A 24391-nucleotide genomic window follows, 5' to 3' on the forward strand; every position below is an offset into this window, starting at 1 on the left:
GCTAGACAAAACGGTAATCATTTTCAAGATCTAGACATGTCGGGATCGCAGTGCAAAAATGAAAACCGTTTTCGTACTCGGGAAGGACTCAGCGTTGGGTGAAAGCCAGCCCGCATCCATCGACGACGTGCTCGTCTGCCTGGCCGACGTGCTGGAACGCAGGCCGGAGGAGATCGACCCGGACGCCGACCTCATCGCCCTCGGTCTGGACTCCTTCACGGCCGTACGGCTGCGCCGCCGGCTCCGCGAGGACGTCGGACTGGACCTCCCGCTGACCGCGTTCCTCGACGCGGCCACCGCGCGCACCGTCGCGGCCGGGACGGTGCCGGACTCCGGCGCGTTCCCCCTCACCCCCATCCAGGCCGCGTACCTGGTGGGCCGCGACCCGGCCTTCCCGCTCGGCGGCGTCGCCACCTTCTACTACCAGGAGTTCGACCGGACCCCCGGCGGCGATCCCGAAGCCGACCTGGCCGGGCTCGCCGCCGCCTGGAACCGGCTGGTGCGCCGGCACCCGATGCTCCGCATGGTCATCGGACCCGACGCCCGGCAGCGGGTGCTCGCCGAGGCGCCCGACTACGCCATCGCCGTCACCGACCTGCGGCTCGCCGCGCCGGAGGCGGTGCAGGAGGCGCTGTACGCGCTGCGGGCCGAGTGCTCGCACCAGGTGCGGCCCACCGACCGGTGGCCGCTGTTCGACCTGCGGGCCGCGCTGCTGCCGGACGGACGGACCCGGCTGTTCGCCGGTGTCGACGTGCTCGCCCTGGACCTGATGAGCTGGATGCGGCTGATGCGCGAATGGGGCGCCCTCGTCGCCGATCCCGCTCTGAACCCGCCCGCCCCGCCGCTGACCTTCGCCGACCTCGTCCGGCGCCGCCTCGACGACCCGGCCGAGCAGCGCCGCCGGGAGACGGCCGCCGCGTACTGGGAGCGCCGCGCCCCCACGCTGCCCGACGGGCCCGGACTGCCCTGGACCCGCGGGCCGGCGGAGCTGGGCGTGCCGCACTTCACCCGGCACGAGGCCGAACTCGACGCCGATCAGTGGGACCGGCTGCGCAAGCAGGCCGCCTCCCACGGCCTGAGCCCCACCGGCCTGCTGCTGGCGGCGTTCGGCCTGGTGCTCCAGCGCTGGGGGAGCCACGACTCCTTCTGCCTGAACACCACGCTCTTCGATCGCGACGACTTCGCGACCGGCGACGACACCCCGGGGCTCGACACCGTCGTCGGCGACTTCACCAGCACCGTGCTCGTGGAGATCCCGGTCGCCGACCCCGGCGGCTGGTACGGCTTCGCGAGCTACGCCGCCGCGGTCAACCGCCGGTTCTGGGCGGACATGGACCACCGCGCGGTCTCGGGGATGGAGGCCCTGCGCGCCGCCGCCGAGTCGGGGCGGCGCGCCCGGAGCGTCGATGCGGCCACCGGCCTGCCCGTCCCGGTGCATCCCGTCGTCTTCACCAGCGGGATCGGGCTCGCCGGCGAGGGCGAGCCCCCCACCGCCTGGCTCGGCACGGAGGTGTTCGGCGTCTCCCAGACCCCGCAGGTCCTGCTCGACCACATCGTCCGCGAGGAGGGCGGCCGGCTCCGGATCGCCTGGGACGCGGTGGACGGGGCGCTTCCCGACGGCTTCGTCGACGGGATGCTCGCCGCCCACGCCCGGCTGCTGCGGCTGCTCGCCGCCGATCCCGGCGCGTGGACCGACCCCACGCTGGGCTGGGACCCGTCCTTCCGGCGGGACGAGAACCCGCCGGACGGCGCGTTCGGCGGGGCGGGCCCGCTGCTGGACGACCCGCTGCGGGCCCGCGCCGTACGGGCCCCCGCCGCACCCGCGCTGATCGACGCGACGACCCGGGTGGACGCCGGCCGCCTCGCCGAGCGCACCGAGCGCACCGGCCGGGCGCTCGCCGGAGCCGGCCTCGGCCCCGGCGACCTGGTGGCCGTGGCGGCCGACAAGGGGATCGCGCAGGTCACCGCGCTTCTCGGCGTGCTCGCCGCCGGCGCCGGATACGTGCCCGTGGAGCCGTCCTGGCCGCGGGCGCGCGTCACCGCCCTGTGCCGGCAGGCGGGCGTACGGCACGCGCTCGCCGCTCCCGGCACCGACGTCTCGGTCTGGCCCGAGGAGGTGACCGTGCACCGGCTGGACGCCGACGGCGTCCTCGCACTCCCGGCGGAGGCCGAGCCGCGCCGTCCCGCGCCGGACGACCTCGCCTACGTGATCTTCACCTCGGGCTCCACCGGGAGGCCCAAGGGCGTCGCGATCGAGCACCGGGCCGCGCGCACCACCCTCGACGACCTCGCCCTGCGCTTCCCGCTGTCCGGCGACGACCGGGTGCTCGCCCTGTCGGCCTTCAGCTTCGACCTGTCGGTGTACGACGTCTTCTCGGTGCTCGGCGAGGGAGGCGCCGTCGTCCTGCCCGACGCGCACCGCCAGCGCGACCCCGGGCACTGGCTGGAGCTGATGGCCCAGCACCGGGTCACGGTGTGGAACACCGCGCCCGCGCTGCTGGAGATGCTCGTCGAATACGCCGAACTGGAGCCGGAGGCGGTCCGGCGCGCGCTGTCGAGCCTGCGCCTGGTGCTGCTGTCCGCCGACTGGATCCCGGTCACCCTGCCCGACCGCCTGCGCGCCCTGGCCCCGCAGGCCGAGGTGGTGAGCCTCGGCGGCGCGACCGAGGCCTCCATCTGGTCGATCTGCCACCCGATCGACGCGGTGGACCCGGCCTGGCCGAGCATCCCGTACGGCAGGGCGCTGCGCGGCCAGTCCTTCCAGGTGCTCGACCCGCAGGGGCGGCCGTGCCCGGTCGGCGTCCCCGGGGAACTGCACATCGGCGGCGGCGGCCTGGCCCGCGGGTACGTGGGCGACCCCGTGCAGACCGCGGAGCGGTTCATCGTCCACCCCGTGCTCAGGCGCAGGCTCTACCGGACCGGAGACCTCGGCCGGTGGCGGCACGACGGGACGATCGAGTTCCTCGGCAGACTGGACCGCCAGGTCAAGATCCGCGGCCACCGCATCGAACTCGGTGAGATCGAGTCCACCCTGGACCGGCTGCCGTCGGTACGGCAGGCCGTGGCGCGCGCGGTGCCCGGGCCCGACGACCGGCCCCGGCTGGTGTGCTACCACGTGCCCGCCGATCCGGGCTCCCCGCCGGCGGACGACGCCCTGATCGAGGCGCTGCGGGAGAACCTGCCGTCGTTCATGGTGCCGAACCGGTTCCTGGTGATGGACGCGTTCCCGATCACCGCCAACGGCAAGATCGACTACGCGGCGCTGCCCAACCCGTACCGGCGCGCAGCCGGACCCGCCCCGGACACCGCGCCCGCCCCGCAACCCGCCCCGGACACCGCACCCGCCCCGCAACCCGCCCCGGACACCGCACCCGCCCCGGGGACGCACCCGGCGACACCGCCGGTTCCCGCGCACGGCGTCGCCGCGCCCGCCTCCCCCGGTCCCGGGCTCGCCGGCCTGCTCCACGCCCCCGGGCTGGAGGTCCGGCTGACCGCGTTCCGCGGGACGCTGTCCGCGAGCGACGCGCTGACGGCGGCGGGGGACTGGGCGCGGCGGCTCACGGCGGCGCTGGCCCCGCACGGCTTCACCGTGACCGGGCGCCTTCCCGCCGACGGCCTGATCGAGCTCGCCGTGACGGCCGGACCGGCCGGCGACCCCGGCGGGTGGGCGGGCGGCGCCGTTCCCGTGTCCGGCGCCGCCCTCCACCCCTCGGGGGGCGTGTCCGGTGCCGTCCTCCGCCCCGCCGAGGGAGAGGCGGTTCTCGCGCCCGCTCCCGTACCGGAGGCCGGGGAGGGACCGGACCCGCAGGTGGAGCGCGCGGTGGCCCGGGTGTTCAGCGAGCTCCTCGACGCGCCGGTGGACGTGACGACCCCCTTCTTCCGGCTCGGCGCCTCGTCGCTGACCGTCGTGCTCGCGCACCGCAGGCTCCGCGCCGAGCTGGACGCCGACCTCACCGTGGTGGACCTCTTCGCCCGCCCCACCGTCCGCGAGCTCGCCGCGTTCGTCACGACCCGCCGGGAAGACGGGACACGGGGGCCTGCCGCCGGGGATCCGGCGCCCGGCTCCGACGCGGACGCGGCGCCCGCCTCCGATACGGCCCCCGCGCCGGCCGGCGGGTCCCCCGGCCGGGCCGCGTCCCGCAGAGCGGCCCGTGCGCACGCCGCGGAGCTCGCCCGATGAACCCGACGAATCCGACGAACCCGACCACTCCGGTGAACCCGACCACCCCGACGGACCCGATGAACCAGACGGACCGGCAGCACCCGATGAACCGGCGGAACCCGACGGACCCGCAGGCCCCGCAGCGCCGGGAGAGCCCGCCGGACCCGGTGCGGCCGGGTCAGCAGGCCGCGGAACCGATCGCCGTCGTCGGCCTGGCCTGCCGCTTCCCCGGCGCGGCCGACGCCGACGCCTACTGGGAGCTGCTGCGCGACGGCCGCGACGGCCTGACCCGGTTCACCGACGAGGAGCTGATCGGCAGAGGGGTGCCCGCCGGTCTGCGCGGCGACCCCTGCTTCGTCCCCGTCGGAGGCCTGATCGAGGGCCAGGCCGACTTCGATCCGGCGCCCTTCGGGTTCACCGACGCCGAGGCCGCCCTGCTCGACCCGCAGCACCGGCTGTTCCTGGAGTGCGCCTGGCACGCCCTGGAACACGCCGGGCACGGGGGCGGCAGGGACGCCGGTGCGGTCGGCGTGTTCGCCGGCGCGGCCCAGAGCGCCTACCTCGCCGCCAACCTCGCCGGCCGCTGGGACCCGACCGGCGGCGGCGCCGACCCGCTCGGCAGCTTCCAGACCGCGATGGCCACCCAGACCGACTACCTGCCGCTGCAGACCGCCTACCGGCTCGATCTCACCGGCCCCGCGGTCGCGGTGGCCTCGACTTGCTCCACCTCGCTCGTCGCGGTGCACCTGGCCGCCCAGTCCCTGCTCGCCGGAGAGTGCGACACGGCCCTGGCCGGCGGCGTCTCGCTGATCGTTCCGCAGGGCCGCGGCTACCTCCACGTGCCCGACGGCATGTTCTCCGCCGACGGCGCGGTCCGCCCGTTCAGCGAGCGGGGCACCGGAATCGTCTACACGCAGGGCGTCGGCGTGGTCGTGCTGCGCCGCCTGTCGGACGCCCTGGCCGACCGCGACCCGGTCCTGGCCCTCCTGCACGGCTCGGCGGTGAACAACGACGGCGCCGCCAAGGCCGGATTCACCGCGCCCTCGGTCGGCGGCCAGGTCAAGGTGCTGGCCGAGGCGCTGGCCGTCGCCGGCGTCACCCCGCGTGAGATCGGCCTGATCGAGGCGCACGGCACGGCGACCCGGATCGGGGACCCCATCGAGGTGACCGCGCTGCGGCGGGCGTTCGGCCGCAGCGGCCCCGCCTGGTGCGGCCTGGGCTCGGTGAAGGGCAACATCGGCCACGCCAACACCGCCGCGGGCATCGCCTCGTTCATCAAGGCGGTCCTGGCCGTGCACCACCGGGTGCTGCCCGCCTCCCTGCACGCCCGTCCGCTCAACCCCCACCTCGGCCTGGCGGACTCGCCGTTCGAGGTGGTCACGGAGACACGGGGGTGGGACACCCCGCCCTACGCCGGTGTCAGCTCCTTCGGCATCGGCGGCACCAACTGCCACGCCGTCCTCGGCCCCGCGCCCGACCCGCCGCGGCCCCCCGCCGACACGCGGCCGCAGCTCCTGACCGTCTCGGCCGCCACCCCGCAGGCCGCGGTCGCGGGCGCGGCCGCCGTCGCGGACGCCGTGACCGCGGACGGAGCCGCCGACCTGGCCCACACCCTGGCCGCCGGGCGGGCCGCACTGCCCCACCGCGTCGCCGCCGTGGGACCGGAGCGGCTGGCCCGCACCGCGCCGGTCCAGGCCCTGGTGCCCGCGCCGCGCGTCGTGCTGGCCTTCCCCGGGGCGGGCAGCCCCTACCCAGGAATGGGCGGCGGCCTCCACCGCGACGAGCCGGTGTTCGCCGCGGCCTTCGACGCGTGCGCCGACCTCCTGCGCCCGCTGCTCGGCGCCGACGTCCGCGACGTCCTCGATCCGGGCCTGGAGCCGGAGCGGGTGCGCGACGCGGCCTTCGGGCTGCCCGCGCTGTTCGCCGTCTCCTTCGCGCTGTCGCGGCTGCTCGCCTCCTGGGGCGTGCAGCCGCAGGCCCTGGTCGGGCACAGCCTCGGCGAGTGCACCGCCGCCGCCGTGAGCGGGGCGCTGCCGCTGCCGGAGGCCGCCCGGCTGGTCGCGGCGCGCTGCGCCGCCGCCGCCCGCGCCGCCGGCGGCGGGTCCATGCTCGCCGTCCCCCTGGGCGAGGAGGCGGTGCGGGAACTGCTGCGCCGCCACCCCGACGTCGACCTCGCGGCGGTGAACGCCCCCGGAGCCTGCGTGGTGTCGGGCCCGGCGGCGGCCGTCCGGGCGTTCGCGGCCGGACTGCGCGGCGGGGGCGTGCCGCTGCGCGTGGACGCGGCGATGCACTCGCGGCTGATGGAACCCGAGCTCCCCGCCCTGCGCGCCGCGCTGGCCGGGATGACCGGCGGCGTGCCGCGGCCCCCCGTCTTCAGCACGGTCACCGGCGGTCCGGTCGGCGCCGAGCTGGCCGATCCCGAGCACTGGGTGCGGCAGCTGCGCAGCCCGGTGCGCTACTCCGACGCGCTGCGCGCCGCGCTCGGCGAGCAGCCCGCGCTGCTCGTCGAGGCGGGACCGGGCACGGCGCTGTCCACGCTGGCCAGGAGGCACGCCCTCCCCGGGCTGCGGGCCACCGTGAGCACGCTGACCCCCGACGAGCCCGAAACGGTCACGGTACGGCAGGCGCTCGGCGTGCTGTGGGCGCACGGCGTGCCGGTCGATCCGGTGGTGCTCTCCGGTCCGGGCCGGCGGCGGGTGGCGGCGCCCGGTTACGCCTTCCAGCGGCGGCGGCTGTGGATCGAACCGCAGGCGCCGGCCGCGCCGGACCCCGGGGTCGGCGCCGACGAGCCGCTGCAGCTTGCCGCGTGGCGGCAGGAGCCTCCGGCCGAACCCGCCTCCGCGCCCGCCGGCCGCTGGCTCGTGGCGGGGAGCGGTGAACTGCCGGACGCGATCCGCGCGGCGCTGGCCGCAGGCGATCGGCAGGAGGAACCGCTCGCCGGACTGGTGATCGTCGCGGCCGGGCCGGGCGGCGCGGACCGCCCCCTCGGCTCCGATCCTCTCGGCGCCGATCCCGTCGGCGCGGTCGTCGACGGCATGCTGGAGTTCGGCGCGCACACCGCCGCGCTGACCGGGAGCATGACCGGGAGCATCGTCGGCGGCACGACCGGCGGCACGGCCGGGGAGATGACGGAGAGCGCCGCGCCCGCCGTTCTCCTGGTGACCCGCCACGGCGAGCGGGTGGGCGACGACCCGGCTCCCGACCCGCGGCAGGCCGCGCTCCGGGCCCTGCCGCGCGTGCTCGGCCAGGAGCACCCCGGACTGCGCTGGGCCACCGTCGACCTCGGCGCGCCCGCCGCCGCACCCGCGGAGGCGTCCGCCGTACTGGGGGAGCTCGCCGCGCTCGCCGCCGGGGACGGCACGGGCGCGGAGTCCGTCCTGCGCGGCGGGGCGCGCTGGCGGCGGCGGCTGGTCTCCTGGCGGCCCCCGCCGACCGGAGGGACCGGCAGCGGGACCGGTGACGGCACCGGGACCGGGACCGCGCTGATCATCGGCGGACTCGGCGCGGTCGGACGGCTGTTCGCCCGGCACCTCGCCGGACGCGGGCACCGGGTCGTCGTCACCTCGCGCACCGGCGCCAGGACCGACGCGGCGCTCACGGAGGCGGGCGTGGAGGTCCGCCGCTGCGACGCCACCGACCCCGTCGCCACCGCCGGACTGATGCGGGAGCTGTCGCAGGACGGGCCCGTGGAACTCGTCGTGCACGCGGCCGGCGTCGTGGCGGGCGCCGAGCTGGACCCGGTGCGGGCGCTCGACCCCGGGCGGACCGCCGCGCAGGTGCGCGCCAAACTGGGCGGTGCGCTGGCGCTTCGCACGGCGGTCGAGGCGCTGCCCGAGGAGCGCCGTCCGCGCACCGTGGTGCTGATGTCGTCGGTCACCACACTGGTGGGCGGGATCGGCATGGGGGCGTACGCCGCCGCCAACGCCGCGATGGACGCCTTCGCCGCCTCCGCGGCCCCGGCTACGGCCCCGGCCCGGTGGTGCAGCGCCGTCTGGGACGGCTGGCGCGTCGGCGAGGAGGCGGTGGTGCTCGCCGAGGCCCTGGACGCCGCCACCGGCGTCCGCGCGCTGGACCGGCTGCTGGAGGCGGGCGCCCGCGGGGTCCTGCCGCCCGCCGTGGCCGTCGCGACGACCGACCTGAACCCGCGGATCGCCGCCGGCGGGCGGCCGAGGACGCCCGCCGGCGGTACGGGCGCCGAACCGGCGACCGCGGTGCAGGAGGCGATCGCCGCGCTCTGGTCCGACCTGTTCGGCACCGGCGTCGGCACCGCGGACGCCGACTTCTTCGCCCTCGGCGGGCACTCACTGCTGGCGGTGCGCATGCTCGGCGCGGTGCGCGACCGGTACGGCGTGCGGCTGGGGCTGCGGGACCTGCTGGAGGCCCCGACCGTCGCGGCGCTGGCCGGGCTCGTGGAGGCGAGGAGCGGGTCCGCGGCGGCGGACGCCGGAGCGGGCGGACGCCTGCCGCACCGGCCGTCCTCCGAACCCGGCCCGTCCTCCGAACCCGGCCCGTCCGCCGAACCCGACCCGTCCGCCGAACCCGACCCGGGCACCGGGCCCGGCGGCGACGGCACCTTCGCCATGACCCGCGTGCAGCACGCCTACTGGGTCGGGCGGGGCGGCGGCTACCGGTGGGGCGAGGTGCCCTGCCACTTCTACCTGGAGTACGACTGCCCCGGACTCGACCCGGACCGCTACGAGGACGCCTGGAACGGCGTGATCGCCCGCCATCCGATGCTGCGCGCGGTGACCACTCCCGAGGGGCGCTTCCGCGTCCTGGACGACCTGCCCCGCTACCGGATCAGGGTGCACGACCTGGCCGAGGCCTCCGAGGAGCACCGGGCCGCCAAACTGGCCGCGCTGCGCGACCGCCTCTCCACCCGGCCGGGTCCGCCGGACCGCTGGCCGCTGGTGCAGGTCCAGGCCGCCCGGCTGCCGGACGGGAAGGTGCGGCTGTTCATCGGCGTGGACGTGCTCGTCTGCGACGCGGCGAGCTGGTGGATCGTCGAGGCCGAGCTGCGCGCCCTCTACCGGGACCCGCACGCGCAGCTGCCGCCGATCGACGTGCACCCGGCCGAGTGCGCCCGCGCGATGGACGGCCGGGCGGACGGCGCCGCGGCCGAGTACTGGCGCGCCCGGCTGCCCGCCCTCCCCGGGCCGCCCGCGCTGCCGGTCGGCGCGCCGCCGCCGGGCCGCCCGCGGTTCGTCCGCCGCTCGGCGCGGCTGAGCCGCCGGGAATGGACGGCCCTGCGGGAGCTGGCCGCCGAGCACCGGGTCACGCCGACGGCGGTCCTGCTGACCGTCTACGCCGACGCGCTGACCCGCTGGTCGGGCTCGCCGGGGTTCAGCCTGACGCTCACCCTGTTCGACCGGCCGCCCGTCCACCCGCACGTCAACCGGGTGGTCGGGGACTTCACCTCGCTGGTGCTCCACGAGGTCCCCGCGGCTCCGGCCGCGGGCTTCGCCGAACGGGCCGGGGCCACCCAGGCGCGATTGTTCGAGGATCTGGACCACCGCGGGTTCTCCGCCCTGGACGTGCTCGCCGAGCAGGGCGCCTGCACCGGCGAGGTGCGGCCGGTGCCGGTGGTGTTCACCAGCGCCCTGGGCATGGACGGCCTGCTGGAGGAGCCCGGTGCGCTGGAGTGGGCGGGCGAGCAGGTGTACGCGCTCTCGCAGACCCCGCAGACGTGGCTCGACCACCAGGTGCTGGAGCACGACGGCGAGCTGCGCCTGCAGTGGGACGCGCTGGAAGGCGTGCTGCCCGCCGGTGAACTCGAGACGGCCATCGCCGACCACGTGGCGCGGGTGCGCGCGCTGGCCGCCGACCCGGGCGCGTGGACCGGCGCGCCCGCACGACCGGCCGCCGACCGCGCAGCCCGGGTGCGGGAACCCGCCGCCGACCGCGTGGCCCGGGTGCGCGAGCCGGCCGCGGACGCCCGCGCGCGGACCGGCGGGGCCGCACGGCCGGCGATCCAGGACATCCTGCTCCCGCTGCGGACGGATCCGGCGCCCGGGGACCGCCCCACCCTGTTCCTCGCCCACCCCTCGGGGGGCGACGTGCTGTGCTACGTGGAGCTGTCCACGCTCGTCGACCCGCGCGTGGACGTCGTGGCGGTGGCCGATCCCGAACTGTCCGGGGACGGCTCCGCGGGCCCCGAGTCGATCCCCGCCATCGCCGAGCGGTACGTCCGGGCCGTCAGGGCCGCCGGCCGCGGGCCGTGGCTGCTGGGCGGCTGGTCCATGGGCGGTTCGGTCGCCCAGGAGATGGCCGGGCGGCTGCACCGGGACGGCGAGCGGGTCGCGCTCCTGGTGATGCTCGACTCCAACGACCCCGCCCTCATCAGGCCGGTGCCCGGACGGAACGCCCGAGAGGTCGAACTGGCCGTGGCGCTGCGGCACGTGCACGCCCTGGAGGCCTTCCTCGGCATCGACCTGGACGCCGGTGACGCGCTCACCGCCCTGCCGGAGGAGCGGCGCCTGGCCGCCATCGAGGACCGGCTGCGCGCGCACCGCCTCCTCGGGCGGGGCGACGGCCTGGAGGCGCGCCTGCGCGTGTTCGCCCGGCACCTGCGGGCCCTGGCCGCGCACACCCCCGCCCGGGGGGGCGACCCGGCGATGCGCACCCTGCTCGTCCGCGCGGACAGGCCCTCCCCGCGCAACTCGGGGATCGGGATGGGCGTCGACGACACCCCGCCGGGTCGGGCGGACCTCGGCTGGGGCCGGTACCTCTCCGGGCCCGTCCGGGTCGCCGGCGTCGACGCGCACCACTACGGCCTGCTGCACCCGCCCGTCCTGCAGTGGGTCGCCCGGCTGATCAACGACGAGCTCGACCGCGTGCTCCCTTCAGAAAGGTCATGATGTCCCCCCGACTCTCCCGCCGGATCAGTGCGGCGGTCGCAGCGGCGACGCTGCTGACCGGTTGTTCCTCCGGCGGCACCGACACGGCCGCATCTCCGGCCGCGTCCCCGTCCACCGCGTCCGGTACGGCGTCGGACACGGTCCGCTACGCCGCCCCCGGCTCCCCGTCCAACGCCCCCCGCGACCCGCACGGCCTGCTGCCGGGCGAGAGCGACCTGGTGCGGATGGCCCTCACCTACGACGTGCTCACCCTCCCCGGGCCCGGCGGACGCACGCTGCCCCGGCTCGCGACCGCCTGGGAACCCGACAGGTCCCTCACCCGCTGGAAGATCACGATCCGCGGTGACGCGACGTTCTCCGACGGCCGGCCCGTCAGGGCGGCGGACGCGCTGTTCTCACTGCGCCGGATGGGGGAGAAGGCCGCGGAGAACTTCGGCCGGATGGAGATGTTCGACCTGGACGCCTCCACGGTGCTCGGCGCCACCTCCTTCGAACTGGTCACCGAGAAGCCCTACGCCGAGGTCGGCAAGGCCCTGGAGGGGGCGACCTTCGTCGTCCCCGAGGGCAGCACCGACTTCACCCGGCCCGTCCCCGGCTCCGGGCCGTTCCGCCCCGCCGGCGGTGACGCGCAGGCGGCGGTGTTCGAGCGCAACGACGACTGGTGGGGGCCGAAGCCGCCGAGCCGCCGCATCGAGGTCCGGGCGGTCCCCGACCCCCAGGCGCGGGGCGAGGCGCTGCTGTCCGGCCAGGTGGACCTGGCCGCGGCGGTGCCGGCCGCACTGGTGAGACAGCACGCGGAGAACCCCTCGGTGACGCTGGTCCGCAGACCCGGGGCGACCCTCTACCCGCTGGTCATGCGGACCGACCGCAAGCCCTTCGACGACCGGCGCGTCCGCGAGGCGGTACGGCTGACGCTCGACCGCGAGCAGTTGCTGCAGGTCGCCTTCCTCGGGTTCGGCGAGGTGGGCAACGACCTGCTCACCCCCAAGGACCCCACCAGCCCCGCCGGGCTGCCGCAGCGCACCCGCGACGTCGAGCGCGCCAGGAGGCTGATGGCCGAGGCGGGACACGCCGGCGGCGTCGACCTCACCCTGCACAGCACCACCGCCTACCCGGGGATGGACTCCGCGGCGACGCTGATCGCGCAGCAGCTGGCGGAGATCGGGATCCGCGCGAAGGTCGAGCTCGCCCCCGCCGACACCTATTTCTCGACGGTGTGGGGCAAGGAGCCGTTCTACCTCGGCTACCTGGGCGGCATCCCCTTCCTCGACGTGGTCCGGGTCGCGCTGAAGCCCGGCTCGGCGACCAACGAGACGGCCTGGGAGGACGAGACGTGGCACGCCGGCCTGGAGGCGGCCCTGGCCGAGGCGGACGAGTCCGAGCGCCGCACCCGGCTCGGCGCACTGCAGTCCCGGCTGCGCGACGAGGGCGGATACGCCGTGTGGGCGCTCAGCGACCGGCTCGACCTGGCCAAACCGGGCCTGACCGGGGTGCCCGAGGGGATCGGCTTCTCGGCGGGCTTCATCGACCAGGTGGCTCTTGGCGGCTGACCGGGCGCGGCTCGGCGGCGTTCTCCGGCTGATCGTGCGGGCCGGGGCGCCGCCGGCCTGCGCCTCCGTGGTGATCTTCCTGCTCGCCGAGGCGCTGCCGGGGGATTCCGCCGTCGTGCTGGGCGGCGGCCGGGCCACGGACGAGCAGCTGGCGCGGTTGCGCGCCGCCGCCGGGCTGGACCGGCCGCTCGCCGAGCGGTACGCGGACTGGCTCGCCGGGATGCTGTCCGGCGAGCCGGGGCACTCGCTCCTCACGGGTCGGCCGGTCGCCGAGCTGATCGGCGGGCGGATCCCGGTGACGCTCACGCTGGCCGGGGCCGCGCTGGCGCTCGCCGTACCGCTCATGGCGCTCCTCGCCTGGTCGGCGGTGCGGGGGCCGCGACCGCTGCGCCCAGTGATCACCGGGCTCGTCGTGGGCGGGGCGGCGCTGCCCCAGGTCGCGCTGGCGGCGCTGCTGGTGGCGCTGCTGTCCGCGGGGTGGCGGCTCGTGCCGCCCGTCTCGCTGCTCCCCGTCGGCGTGCCCGCGTGGAGCCGTCCCGACCTGCTGGTGCTGCCGGTGCTGACCCTCGCCCTGCCCGCCGCCGCCTACGGCGCCGCCCTGCTGCGCGGCGCGGTCGCCGACGCCGTCTCCCGGCCCTTCGTCCGGGACGCCGACCTGCGGGGGATGTCCGCGACCGCCGTCGCACTGCGATACGTGCTCCCGGCCGTCGCGCCCGCCGCCGCCCGGCTGCTCGCCGTGGTCGGGGGCGGGCTGGTCGCCGGGACGGCGGTGGTGGAGACGCTCTTCGGCCTGGCAGGACTGGGTGAGCTGCTGGTCTCGGCGATCGGCGGCCGGGACCTGCCCGTGGTGCAGGCGGTGGCCATGCTCGCGACGGTCGTGGTCGGCGCCGGCCTGACGGCCGCCGACGCCGTCGCGTGGGCCGTGGACCCCCGGGGCGGGGCGGCCCGGTGAGAGCCTTCCGGACGCGTGCGGCCGCGCTCGCCGCCGGCTGCGTGCTGGTGATCGCCCTGGGCGGGGAGGCGCTGGCCGGCCGGGATCCGATCCGCACCGTGGCCGTGCCGTGGGCTGCCGCGGGACCGGGCCTGCCGCTGGGCGCCGACGCCCTGGGCCGCGACGTCCTGGCCAGGGTGCTGGCCGGCGGGCGCGAGCTGACCCTTCTCGCCCTGGCCGCGGCCGCCGCCGCCTGTGCCCTGGGAGTGGCGGGCGGGCTGTGGGCGGGATGGAGCCGGAGCCGGGCCGTCCGCACGGTCACCGCCCTGTCGGATCTGCTGCTGGTGCTCCCCCTGCTCCTGGTGGCGATGCTGGCGGTGGTAGTGCTGCCCGGCCCTTCGGCGGTCGTCGCCGGGACGGTGCTCGGCGGCGCCCCGCTGACCCTGCGGGTGGTGGCCGACGCCACCGCCCAGGCCCGGCACGCCGGTTACGTCGAGGTCGCGCTGGCCCGGGGAGAGCGCGGCCTGTCCGTATTGTGCAGGGAGGTGCTCCCCGCGCACGCCGGACTGATCGGCGCCGACCTCGGTCAGCGCACGGTGCTGGCCGTGCAGCTGACCGCCGCGCTGAACGTCCTCGGTTTCGGGCCGCCTCCGCCGGCCCCCGACTGGGCGGCGATGCTCCGGGAGAACCTGCCGGGCATCGGCCTCAACCCGGCCGCGCTGCTCGCCCCCGCCGTGGCGCTGGCCCTGCTGGCGGGCACCGTGGCGGGGTTGTCGCACGTCCTGGCGGCCCGCCCATGAGCGGGCGGGCCGCAGGGCAGGCCGTGAACGGACGGGCTCCGGACGGGCGGGCTCCGGACGGGCTCACGGTGAGCGGGCTGACGGTCACCGGCCCGGACGGGGCCCCCGTGGTCCGGGATCTCGACCTGAGCGCCGCGCGCGGCGAGGTGCTCGCCCTGACGGGCCCCTCCGGCGCGGGCAAGACGACGGTGCTGCGCGCCGTCCTGGGCGCGCTCCCGCCCGGTCTGACCCGGGCCGCGGGCCGCGTCGAATGGGATCGCGCGCCCCTGAGCGCCACCCGGCACTGGCGGCGCCGGCACGTCGGCTACCTCGGCCAGGACCCCTCCTCCGCGCTGCACCCGCTGCTGACGGCGCGGGCCGCGGTGCTCGAACCCCTGCGGGCGCTCGGGTTGCCTCGCGCCGAACGGCCGGCGCGGGCCGAGCGGATGCTCGCCGAGGTCGGACTGGAGCCGGCCGAGTTCGCCGGCCGGCTGCCGCACCAGCTCTCCGGCGGGCAGGCGCAGCGGGTCGCCCTGGCCAGGGCGCTCGCCGCGGATCCCGACCTGCTCATTCTCGATGAGCCCACCAGCGCGCTCGACCCGGCGGCGCTGGCGACCGCCGTCGCCCTGATCCGCCGCCGCCGGGCGGAGGGCCGCTCGGTGACGCTGGTCGTCTCGCACGACGGCTCCGTGGTGACCGGGCTGGCCGACCGGATCACACGGCTGGGCGCACCCCCCGCACCGTCCGCGCCGGCGGCTCCGGTCGGCGCCGTCCGCCCGGCCGACCGGATCACACGGCTGGGCGCACCCCCCGCACCGTCCGCGCCGGCGGCTCCGGTCGGCGCCGTCCGCCCGGCCGCGGCCGGGCCGGCCGACGCGGTGCTCGCGGCCGACGGCCTGAGCCTCGACCGGCCGGACGGCGCGCCCCTGCTCGGCGGCGTCCGGATGACGGTCGCCCCCGGTGAGTTCGTCGCCGTCCTCGGCCCTTCCGGGTGCGGCAAGAGCACGCTCCTGCGCGCCCTGGCCGGGCTCTGCCCGGTCCGGGCGGGCCGCGCCACGCTGCTGGGCGAACCGCTGCCCTGGCCGGTGCGGGACAGGAGCGTCCGCGCCCTGCGCGCGCTGGCCCTGGTCGGGCAGGACCCGCTGGCCGCGCTCAACCCGGCGCGGCCGGTCGCGGCCGCGCTGCGGCGGCCCCTGCGCCTGCTGCGGGGACTCGACCGCGCGGCGGCCTCCGCCGAGGCGGAGCGCCTGCTCGCCGCCGTGGGACTGCCCGCGGACACGGCGCACCGCCGTCCCGCGGCCCTGTCCGGCGGGCAGCGGCAGCGGGTCGCCCTGGCCAGGGCGCTGGCGGCGGGCCCGGCGCTGCTGCTGGCCGACGAGATCACCGCCGCCCTCGACGCCGAGGCCGCCGAGCGGGTCCTCGACCTGCTCGACGGGCTGCGCCGCGACACGGGCCTGGCCGTCCTGGCGGTCACCCATGACGAGGCCGTGGCCGCCCGGGCCGACCGCGTCCTGCGGATCGACCACTGCACGATCAACGATCGGAGGAAGACCACCGATGTCCGGTGAACAGATCGAGCGGACGCTGCTCGCCCACCCGTGGATCACCCGCGTGGAACGCGGCGGCGCCGTCGTCACGGCGTCCCCGCAGGCGCTGGCCGTCCGGCGCGGGCCGACGGGATCGCCCGTCCTGGGCGAGCTCGTGACCGAGCACCTGGAGCACTGGGGAGAGGTCTACGACTGGACCTACCGTTCCGGGCAGGACGCCCAGGACCCCCTGCTCGACCTGTCCGGCTGGCGGGCGACCGGCACCGGCGAGCCGCTGCCCGCCGAGCACATGGCCGAGTGGGTGGACCGCACGGTGGAGCTCGTCCTGCGCGCCCGGCCGCGCACCCTGCTGGAGCTGGGCTGCGGCACCGGCCTGCTGCTGCACCGCCTGCACCCGCACCTCGACGGCTACGTCGGCACCGACATCGCCGGGCACGTGGTCGACCGGCTGTCCGGGCTCGGCCTGCCGAACGTGCGCGTGGTGCGGGCCGCCGCCCACGAGACCGGCGGCGCGATCGTGCGCGGGGCGCTCGGCGAGCTCGGCGAGCGGCCGGACTGCGTGCTGCTCAACTCGGTGACCCAGTGCTTCCCGAGCGTGGCGTACCTGGCCGCCGTGCTGCACGACGCGATCCGGCTCGTCGCGCCGGGAGGAACGGTGATCGTCGGGGACGTCCGCCACTCCGGACTGCTCGACGCCCACTGCCGGCGGCTGGAGCGGGCGGCCGATCCCGGCGTCACCGAACCGGAGCTGACCCGCCGGGCGGAGCGGCGCGCCGCCGCCGACACCGAACTGCTGCTGGACCCCGCCACCCTGGCCGCCGTCGCGGCGGGTTCGGGCAGGCGGATCACGGTGAGCCTGCTCGCCAAGACCCTGACCGCCGACAGCGAGCTGACCCGCTACCGGTTCGACGCCGTGCTGCACGTCGAGCCCGCGGACGCGCCCGAACCGGCCGTGCACGCGTGGGACGCCCTCGGCGCCGACCCGCTCGCCGGGCTCACCGGCCTGCTGACCGGTCCCGTCCGCGTGCGCGGCATCCCCAACCGGCTGCTGCCCGGCCCCGGCTCCGGTTCCGGCGCCCGGCGCGCGGTCACCGGGGCCGAACTGCGTGCCGCGCTCGCCGGTCACGACGCCGTGGTCCTGATCGACCCCGACGACCCGGCCCTGCTGCAGGTCGCCGCGCCCGCCGCCGCGGGCGCGACCCCGCTCGACGCCCTGGCCGGGGTGAGCCGCCCGCACGAGCCGCTCGGCGCGTTCGCCAGGACCCGGCTGGTGGAGGTGGCCCGCCGTACCCTGCGCGCGGCGGGGCTGCCGGTGCCCGCCGAGATGACCGCGCTGCTGCCGAGCGGGCCCGGTCACGACGCCGTCACCCTCGCCCGGGACTGCGCGGACGCCGACCGGGCCGGCCTGCTCGCCCTCGGCGGCGGGGGAGCCTCGGCGGAGATCCCCGCCGCGGTCGCAAGGTTCGACGAGATCGCGCTGCACGCCCTGGGCCGGCTGATGGCCGGGGCGTTCGACGGCCGGCACACCGCCGAGCAGGTCCTGGCCGGGCTGGGTACGGCGCCGCGGCACGCGTGGATCGTGCGCAGGTGGCTGCACGTCCTGCACGCCGAAGGGCGGGCCGAGCGCGACGCGGACGGGCGCCACCGGTTCCCGCCGGTCGCCGACCGCCCCGACCTGGACCCCTCCGGCCCGCTCCTGGCGCAGGCGTGCGCCGCGCTGGGCTACCCCGCCCAGATGACGACGTTCTTCCGCGAGGCGCTCACCCTGCTGCCGGAGCTGCTGCGCGACGAGATCCCGGCCCAGGCGCTGCTCTTCCCCGACGGCGACCTGCTCACCTCGCTGAGCAAGGACCAGGACAACGCCAGCAACGCCTACCTGAACGCCGCGTTCGCATCGGTGATCCGGCAGGCCGCGCGGACCCGGGCGACCCCGCTGCGCGTGGTCGAGCTGGGCGGAGGGGCCGGCGGCAGCACCGCCGCCGCGCTGCGCGGGCTGGCCGGGGCGGAGGCGGACTACCTGTTCACCGACGTGTCCCGGTTCTTCACCACGGCCGCCGAGGACCGCTTCGGCGGCCTGCTCCGCTACGGGCTGTTGGACATCGACGCCGATCTGGTGGAGCAGGGCGCACCGCGGGGCGGCGCGGACGTGGTGCTCGCCGCGAACGTCCTGCACTGCGCCCGGGACGCGGGTCGGTCGCTGCGGTGGATCCGGGAGCTGCTGGCACCGGGCGGGCTGCTGATCGTGACCGAGGCGGTACGGGAGCACCCCCTGGTGCTGGCGACCATGCAGTTCCTGCTCTCACCCCGGGACGGCGCACCGGCGCCCGGCGGCGGCGACAGGCGCGGCGGCACCGGCCGGGTCTTCTTCACCGGCCGGGAACTGCCCGCCGAACTGGCGGAGGCGGGCCTTCGCGTGCTGCTCGAACTGCCGGGCGCGGAATCGCCGCTGGCCGCGCCGGCGCAGCACCTGTTCGTGGCCGCCGCCGTCTGAGCCCGCCCCGCCGAGTCCGGTCCGGGCCCGCCCGGCGGGGCGCCGGCGCCTCGCAGCGCCCGCGCCCCGCCGGGGCACCGGGGCTCAGCGCGCGGCGGGGTCGACCGGGAGACCCGCGCGGAACAGCTCCTGCTCCAGCCAGACCGCCGCGCGCACCCCGTCGGCCGCGCTCGGGCCCACCAGGGTCACCGGCTCCGGCACGGCCTCCAGATGGGCGAGGTCGCCGGCGGCGTAGACGCCCGCGACGGTGGTCCGGCCGTACTCGTCGACCTTGACGCACCGGTCGGGCAGCAGCCCGCATCCGAGCTGGACGGCCAGGTCGTTGTTCGGCCGGGTGGGCGCGCGGTGGTAGACCGCCTGCCGTTCCAGGGCCGTGCCGTCGGCGAACCGGAGCGTCAGCCCGTCCGGCTCCCCCTCGATCGCGGCCACCGGGGTCTCGACCACCGGGATGTCCCGGGCCTTGAGCACTGCGGCCACCGGCTCGGGCAGGGCGCCGGGCCCGTGCGTGCACAGGACGACGTCCGTGCTGTACCGGTCGGCCACGTAGGCGGCGAGCATCGCGTCGGAACCGTTGCCGATGACCGCCAGGACCTTGCCGTCGGTCTCGTACCCGTGGCAGAACGGGCAGTGGAAGACGCTCACGCCCCACCGCTCCGCCAGGCCCGGGATGGCGAACGGCACGTCCGTCTGACCGCTGGCCAGCACCAGCCGGGCCGCCCGCGCGCTCCTGCCGTCCTCCAGCGCGACCGTGAAGGCGCCGGACCGCCCGCCCGCCGTGCTCGCGCGCCCCCGCCAGAACTCCACCGTCGGATAGGCGGCCAGCTCGGCGCGGCCGTCCGCCAGCAGCCGGGCCGGGGATCCGCCGTCGCGCCCCAGGTACATGTGCATCTCCGCGGCCGGCGCGTTGCGCGGACGGCCGGCGTCGATCACCAGGACCCTGCGGCGCTGCCGTCCGAGCACGAGCGCGGCGCTCAACCCGGCGGGGCCGCCACCGGCCACGATCACCTCATACATGCGGATCCTCCTCGACGACGTACATCCCGAGGCCCTCCGGCCCGGTGGGGGTCAGGGACAGGCCGCGCCCGCGGAGCTCCTCGCGCAGCGCCCGCTCGCCGAGCACCCGCCAGGCGTAGGACGTCTCGACCTCGCGGACGAGCCGTTCCCCCTCGTAGACCCGGTAGGACATGTGCCAGACGACGCCGTCGGGGCCCGCGGGCTCGGCCCGGCCCCACCCCTCGTAGCGGTGCCGGCCCAGCCGCACGTCGGCGAAGCGGGCCGGCGGCACCTCGACCGGTTCGGCGGGGGGCTGCAGGTTCAGCACCGCGCGACCGCCGGACGCCGGCAGGTCCCACAGCCGGTGCCGCTCCTCGGGGGTGAGGTGGCCGAGGACGTTCATCGCGACCACCCCGCTCACCTGGGGGCTCACCTGGGGGCTCACCTGGGGGCTCACCTGGGGGCTCACCCGGGGGCCCGCCTGGGGGCCCGCCTCGGACGGGAGCGCGGCCTGCGGCAGGCCGCCGGGCAGCACGGTCACCCGGTCGCGGAGCCCGGGGCGTTCGGACACGCGGGCCGTCAGCACCGACCGGAGCGCGGCGGACGGCTCGATGGCGATGATCTCGGCGTCCGGCAGCGCTTCGGCGATCACCAGGGTGCCCAGCCCGCCGCCCGCGCCGAGATCGACGACCGGGCCGGGCCCGAACGCCTGCAGCGCCTTCGCCAGCGCGGGACCCAGGGCCTCCCAGTGCGGCGCCATCATGACGTCGATGAACTCGGCCGACCGTTCGTACGGATCGGTCCGTTCCACCCCCTGCAGCGGGTCGCCCTTCCTGCGCGGGGTACGGCGGGGCTTCATGCGCTCTCCTGGAGAGTGAGGATGGGGGCGAAGGGGTCGTCGTAGCCGGCCCAGGCGTCGGAGCCGGCCAGCGCCTCCTCCTCGGTGAGCAGGCAGGAGTCGAGCAGTGCGGTGATGCGGCCGGCGTCGAGGTCCGGGCCGGTGAAGACCAGGTGCTGCACGCGGTCGCCGGTGATCTCGTTCCAGTCGAGGGCGGCGGCCGTGCGGCGGGCGGGGGAGACCAGCTCCCACGCGGCTCCGGGGAGGGCGGCGAGCCACGGGCCGGCGTCCTCCACCGAGACGACGCCGGCGACCGCGTCCCAGGCCAGCAGGCGCTCGTGGCGCGTGGCCAGCCAGAACCGGCCGCGGGAGCGCACCGACTCGGTGACCAGCTCGTCGACGGCCTCGAACAGGCGCGCGGGGTGCAGCGGGCGCAGCCGGTGCCAGACCACCGTGGTGATCTCGTCGGTGCGGGCGTCGCAGGGCAGCCGGGCGGTGGCGGGGTCCACCCGCTCGGCCAGCTCGGTCGTGCGCACCGCACCGCCGCGGACCCCGGGCAGAGCGGTGATCCGGTGGACGGGGGTGAGCGGGGCCAGGTGCGCGAGCACGGCGCGGGACAGGTCGTCGTCCTCGGCGTCGCCGCCGTGCAGCACCAGGCCGGTGGCGTACTCGATCTGCCGGGCCAGCACCTCGGCCAGGTGGCGCTCGTCGCCGTCGGCCGCCATCCGGCCGGTCTCGGCCAGGCGGTCGCCCCGGGTGATGTCGATCGGCATGTGCGCGGCGTCGAGCGCGGTCAGCACGGCGGTGAGCCGCAGGGCGGCGCGGGCCTCCTCGCAGCCGACCGCCTCGGCCACCGGCCGGGGCTCGACCGCGTCCCACAGGTCCACCACCAGCAGGGAGGCCGCCGGAGCACGCCGGACCAGTTCGGGGAGCAGGTCCTCGCGCACGGTGCAGGTGACGCAGCCGTGCGCGAGCCGGACCTCGGCCAGGTCGAGGACGCCGGAGCGGTCGCGGACGACGCGTTCGACCCGGCCGGAGGCCACCTCGCGCAGGTCGTGGTGGACGGCGACGGCGCCGGGATGGTCGTGCAGCAACCGGTCGACGGCGGCGCTGCGGGCCCGGGCGTGCAGGCCCGCGACGAGGACGACGGGAGTGGACACGGGATCCTCCTTTGCGGATGGAGGCGCGGACGCGGGCGCGGTGACGCTCCCGGTGCCGCGGTCGGATGGCGGTCGAAGAAATGAAAACCATTCCCATTATCATTACACGATCCGACCGCCCGGAGGGCACCCCCGCGGGTGAAGGCGACCTCCACCCGCGCGGAGGCCACCGCGCCGCTTCGGTTTTGCGTGGCACCTCATGCCCGTCTGTGGCGTTATGTGCTCTTACGGAACCTCGCATGGGGCATGAAGGGGGCAGACCAAGCAAGCGTCAGAGGGCGATTCGTGAGCCGGCACGCCTTTCGCCTCTGGGATTGGGAGAGGTGGGCCGGTCGGAAACCCGTCGCCGGGGCTACGGGCGCGGCCGAGCGGGCTTCCCTCCGCTCCGCCGGGACGGAAGCCACCGCGCCCTCTACGCCTTGCCGGGCTGCAGCCGGCCGCTTCGGAGAAAGGGCGGAGGGACGCGCCAGAGGCGGCGTTGGCGTGACGCCATGCCGATGGAGAGTGTTTCCCCGCGATGCGACCGCTTCATCCTCGGCGGGCGGTCGGCGGTGAAGCAGGAATCCCTTAGGGAGGGGAGCAGTCAAGTTCGCGCCGCACCACCGGCGGTGATGCCGGCCTGGATGCCGTCAAGCAGCCAGACCAGGCCGAGAGCGAAGCCGGTGTCCCGGTCGCCTTCCGCGACGAGCGGGCCGTAGGCGGCGAGGGCCGGGTAACGCCCCCCATTGGCCTGGAGGTGTTCTCGAGCGGCCCGTCGCGTTTCCTGCTCCGCGTCGGCCGGCCAGGTGGCCTGCATCAGCCCCGAGCCGATGACGTAGTTGGACAGTCCGTACGCCGCGGCGGTGAGGTGGGGCTCGACCACCCCGGCGTCCAGGAGGGTCGCGTACAGGAACTCGCTGCGGGCCAGCACGTTGGGGCCCAGCATCGGACGGCCCAGCAGCGCCGCCGACCAGGGATGCCTCAGCAGGACCGCGCGCCATCCGCCGATCAGCGCGGTGATGTCGGCGCGCCATCCTCGGTCGCTCTTCGGCGGGATCTCGACCTCGGCGAAGATGGCGTCCAGGGCCAGATCGAGGACGTCGTCCTTGGTCTTCACATGCCAGTACAGCGTGGTGGAGCCGGTGCCGAGCCGTTCGGCCAGGCGTCGCATGGTCAGCCGGTCGACGCCTTCGGCGTCCAGGAGGGCCACGGCCTCTTCGACGATCCGGTCCCGGCTGAGCGGCGGGGCGTCGCGTCCCGTCCGCGTGGACGGCCGCAGCCACACGTCCCCTGCCGCCCCCGCGCGGCGCTTTCCCGATCCTGCCTTGCTCGTATCCATAGACGTGAGTCTAGTATGGGGATCGGGTACCGGATCATTGATCCGGTACCTGGAACATCGATCCGGAAGTGGCGGGGAGCCCGAACCCGCATCAGGGAGGCGCCGTGGCAGGACACATCGAGGCGGACCGGCTGACCTACGTGCTGCCGGACGGGCGGCTGCTCCTGCACGAGGTGTCGTTCCGCGTCGGCGACGGGGTCAAGGCCGCCCTGGTGGGACCGAACGGCGCGGGCAAGACCACCCTGCTGCGGCTCATCGCCGGAGATCTGCGACCGGACGACGGCCGCGTGGCCTCCTCCGGAGGGCTGGGAGTGATGCGGCAGTTCATCGGCGGCATCCGCGACGACCGGAGCGTGCACGACCTGCTGCTGTCGGTGGCACCGGACCGGGTCCGGGCCGCCGCCGCGGCACTGGTGCGGGCGGAGGCGGCGATCGCGGCCCGCGACGACGAGGAGACGCAACTGGCCTACGCCCAAGCCGTCGCCGACTACGCCGACGCCGGCGGCTACGACATGGAGGTCGTCTGGGACGTCTGCGCCACCGAGTCCATGAGCCTGCCCTACGACGCGATCCGGGGCCGCCCGGTGACCTCCCTGTCGGGAGGCGAGCAGAAACGCCTCGTCCTGGAGGCCCTGCTGCGCGGCCCGGACGAGGTCCTGCTGCTGGACGAGCCGGACAACTACCTGGACGTGCCCGCCAAGCAGTGGCTGGAGGGCCGGCTGCGGGCCACGGACAAGACCGTGCTGCTGGTCTCCCACGACCGCCGGCTCCTGGCCGAGGCCGCCGACCGGATCGTGACCGTGGAAGACCGCGGCGCCTGGATCCACGGCGGGGGTTTCGCCACCTACGCCACGGCGCGCCAGGAGCGCATCAGCCGGCTGGAAGAGCGCCGCCGCCGCTGGAACGACGAACACGCCAAGCTCAAGCAGCTGGTGCGCACCCTGCAGCAGAGCTCGGCCAACAACGACGCGCTGTCCTCGGCCTACCGGGCCGCGCGCACCCGGCTGAGCCGCTTCGAGGAGGCCGGCCCGCCCGAGCGCCCGCCCAGGGCGCAGAACGTGCGGATCCGGCTGCGCGGCGGCCGCACCGGCAAACGCGCCGTCGTCTGCGAGAGCCTGGAGCTCACCGGTCTGATGCGGCCGTTCGACACCGAGATCTGGTACGGCGAGCGCGTCGGGGTGCTCGGCTCCAACGGCTCGGGCAAGTCCACCTTCCTGCACCTGCTGGAGCAGGCCGCCGACGGCGCGGTGCCCTCGATCCGGCACAGCGGTTCGGTCCGGCTGGGAGCGCGGGTGGCCCCGGGCAGGTTCGTGCAGACCCACGCCCGGCCGGACCTGCACGGCCGCACCCCGGCCGAGCTGGTCATGACCGGCCACGCCCTCACCTTGAACGAGGCGATGGCCGCTCTGGCCCGCTACGAACTCGCCCCCGCCGCCGGCCAGCGGTTCGAGTCCCTGTCGGGCGGTCAGCAGGCCCGGCTGCAGATCCTGCTGCTGGAACTGTCCGGTGCCACCCTGCTGCTGCTGGACGAGCCCACCGACAACCTGGACCTGGCCAGTGCCGAGGCCCTGCAGCAGGGCCTGGCCTCCTTCTCCGGCACCGTGCTGGCCGTCACCCACGACCGCTGGTTCGCCACCGACTTCGACCGCTTCCTGATCTTCGCCGCCGACGGGACCGTCTACGAGAGCGATGAGCCGGTCTGGAACGAGGGCCGGGTCGAGCGCGCGCACTGACGTCGCAGGCCGATGAGCGGTATCGCCGGGAT

Annotated in this window: 12 protein-coding genes; 8 read left to right on the forward strand and 4 right to left on the reverse strand. The window is 76.5% G+C overall.

Features of this window, described 5'->3' with window-relative positions:
* The first annotated feature begins 94 nt into the window (after positions 1-94).
* Genes HS045_RS20300 through HS045_RS20330 form a run of 7 tightly spaced genes read left to right on the forward strand, consistent with a single transcriptional unit; the run spans position 95 to position 18317 of the window.
* Positions 95-4180 carry a non-ribosomal peptide synthetase gene (locus tag HS045_RS20300; RefSeq protein WP_196453037.1) on the forward strand — a complete coding sequence of 1362 codons (4086 nt, stop codon included), beginning with the start codon at positions 95-97 and terminating at the stop codon, positions 4178-4180.
* The gene (locus tag HS045_RS20305; protein WP_196453038.1) at positions 4177-11019 is read left to right on the forward strand and encodes a type I polyketide synthase; all 6843 of its coding nucleotides are present in this window, start codon (positions 4177-4179) and stop codon (positions 11017-11019) included. Before HS045_RS20300 ends, HS045_RS20305 begins: the two co-directional genes overlap by 4 nt.
* On the forward strand, positions 11019-12569 hold the full coding sequence (locus HS045_RS20310) for an ABC transporter substrate-binding protein (protein WP_196453039.1): 1551 nt from the start codon (positions 11019-11021) through the stop codon (positions 12567-12569). The genes HS045_RS20305 and HS045_RS20310 overlap by 1 nt, the downstream gene beginning before the upstream one ends.
* A complete protein-coding gene (locus HS045_RS20315; protein ID WP_196453040.1) occupies positions 12559-13521 on the forward strand; it encodes an ABC transporter permease in 963 nt (320 codons plus the stop codon). The genes HS045_RS20310 and HS045_RS20315 overlap by 11 nt, the downstream gene beginning before the upstream one ends.
* Positions 13518-14300 (forward strand): ABC transporter permease subunit, encoded by a 783-nt coding sequence (locus tag HS045_RS20320; RefSeq protein WP_307827617.1) that lies wholly within the window; start codon positions 13518-13520, stop codon positions 14298-14300. Before HS045_RS20315 ends, HS045_RS20320 begins: the two co-directional genes overlap by 4 nt.
* Before the next feature lie 23 nt (positions 14301-14323).
* The gene (locus HS045_RS20325; protein WP_307827618.1) at positions 14324-15847 is read left to right on the forward strand and encodes an ATP-binding cassette domain-containing protein; all 1524 of its coding nucleotides are present in this window, start codon (positions 14324-14326) and stop codon (positions 15845-15847) included.
* Positions 15837-18317 carry a methyltransferase gene (locus HS045_RS20330; protein ID WP_196453042.1) on the forward strand — a complete coding sequence of 827 codons (2481 nt, stop codon included), beginning with the start codon at positions 15837-15839 and terminating at the stop codon, positions 18315-18317. Before HS045_RS20325 ends, HS045_RS20330 begins: the two co-directional genes overlap by 11 nt.
* Before the next feature lie 84 nt (positions 18318-18401).
* Here HS045_RS20330 and HS045_RS20335 read toward each other — a convergent pair whose 3' ends face one another.
* From HS045_RS20335 to HS045_RS20350, 4 genes are all read right to left on the reverse strand, one after another.
* Positions 18402-19331, reverse strand: coding sequence for an NAD(P)/FAD-dependent oxidoreductase (locus HS045_RS20335; protein ID WP_196453043.1), 930 nt, complete (start codon positions 19329-19331; stop codon positions 18402-18404).
* Positions 19324-20169 (reverse strand): class I SAM-dependent methyltransferase, encoded by an 846-nt coding sequence (locus HS045_RS20340; protein WP_196453044.1) that lies wholly within the window; start codon positions 20167-20169, stop codon positions 19324-19326. Before HS045_RS20340 ends, HS045_RS20335 begins: the two co-directional genes overlap by 8 nt.
* Positions 20166-21308, reverse strand: a complete 1143-nt coding sequence (locus tag HS045_RS20345) for a GTP-binding protein (RefSeq protein ID WP_196453045.1) — start codon at positions 21306-21308, stop codon at positions 20166-20168. Before HS045_RS20345 ends, HS045_RS20340 begins: the two co-directional genes overlap by 4 nt.
* 583 nt (positions 21309-21891) lie before the next feature.
* Positions 21892-22626, reverse strand: a complete 735-nt coding sequence (locus HS045_RS20350) for a TetR/AcrR family transcriptional regulator (RefSeq protein ID WP_196453046.1) — start codon at positions 22624-22626, stop codon at positions 21892-21894.
* A 104-nt stretch (positions 22627-22730) separates the two neighbouring features.
* On the opposite strand from HS045_RS20350, the gene HS045_RS20355 reads away from it, so the two are divergent.
* The gene (locus HS045_RS20355; protein WP_196453047.1) at positions 22731-24359 is read left to right on the forward strand and encodes an ABC-F family ATP-binding cassette domain-containing protein; all 1629 of its coding nucleotides are present in this window, start codon (positions 22731-22733) and stop codon (positions 24357-24359) included.
* Positions 24360-24391: the final 32 nt, after the last annotated feature.

It is taken from the genome of Planomonospora sp. ID82291 (assembly GCF_015711645.1).
GTDB lineage: Bacteria > Actinomycetota > Actinomycetes > Streptosporangiales > Streptosporangiaceae > Planomonospora.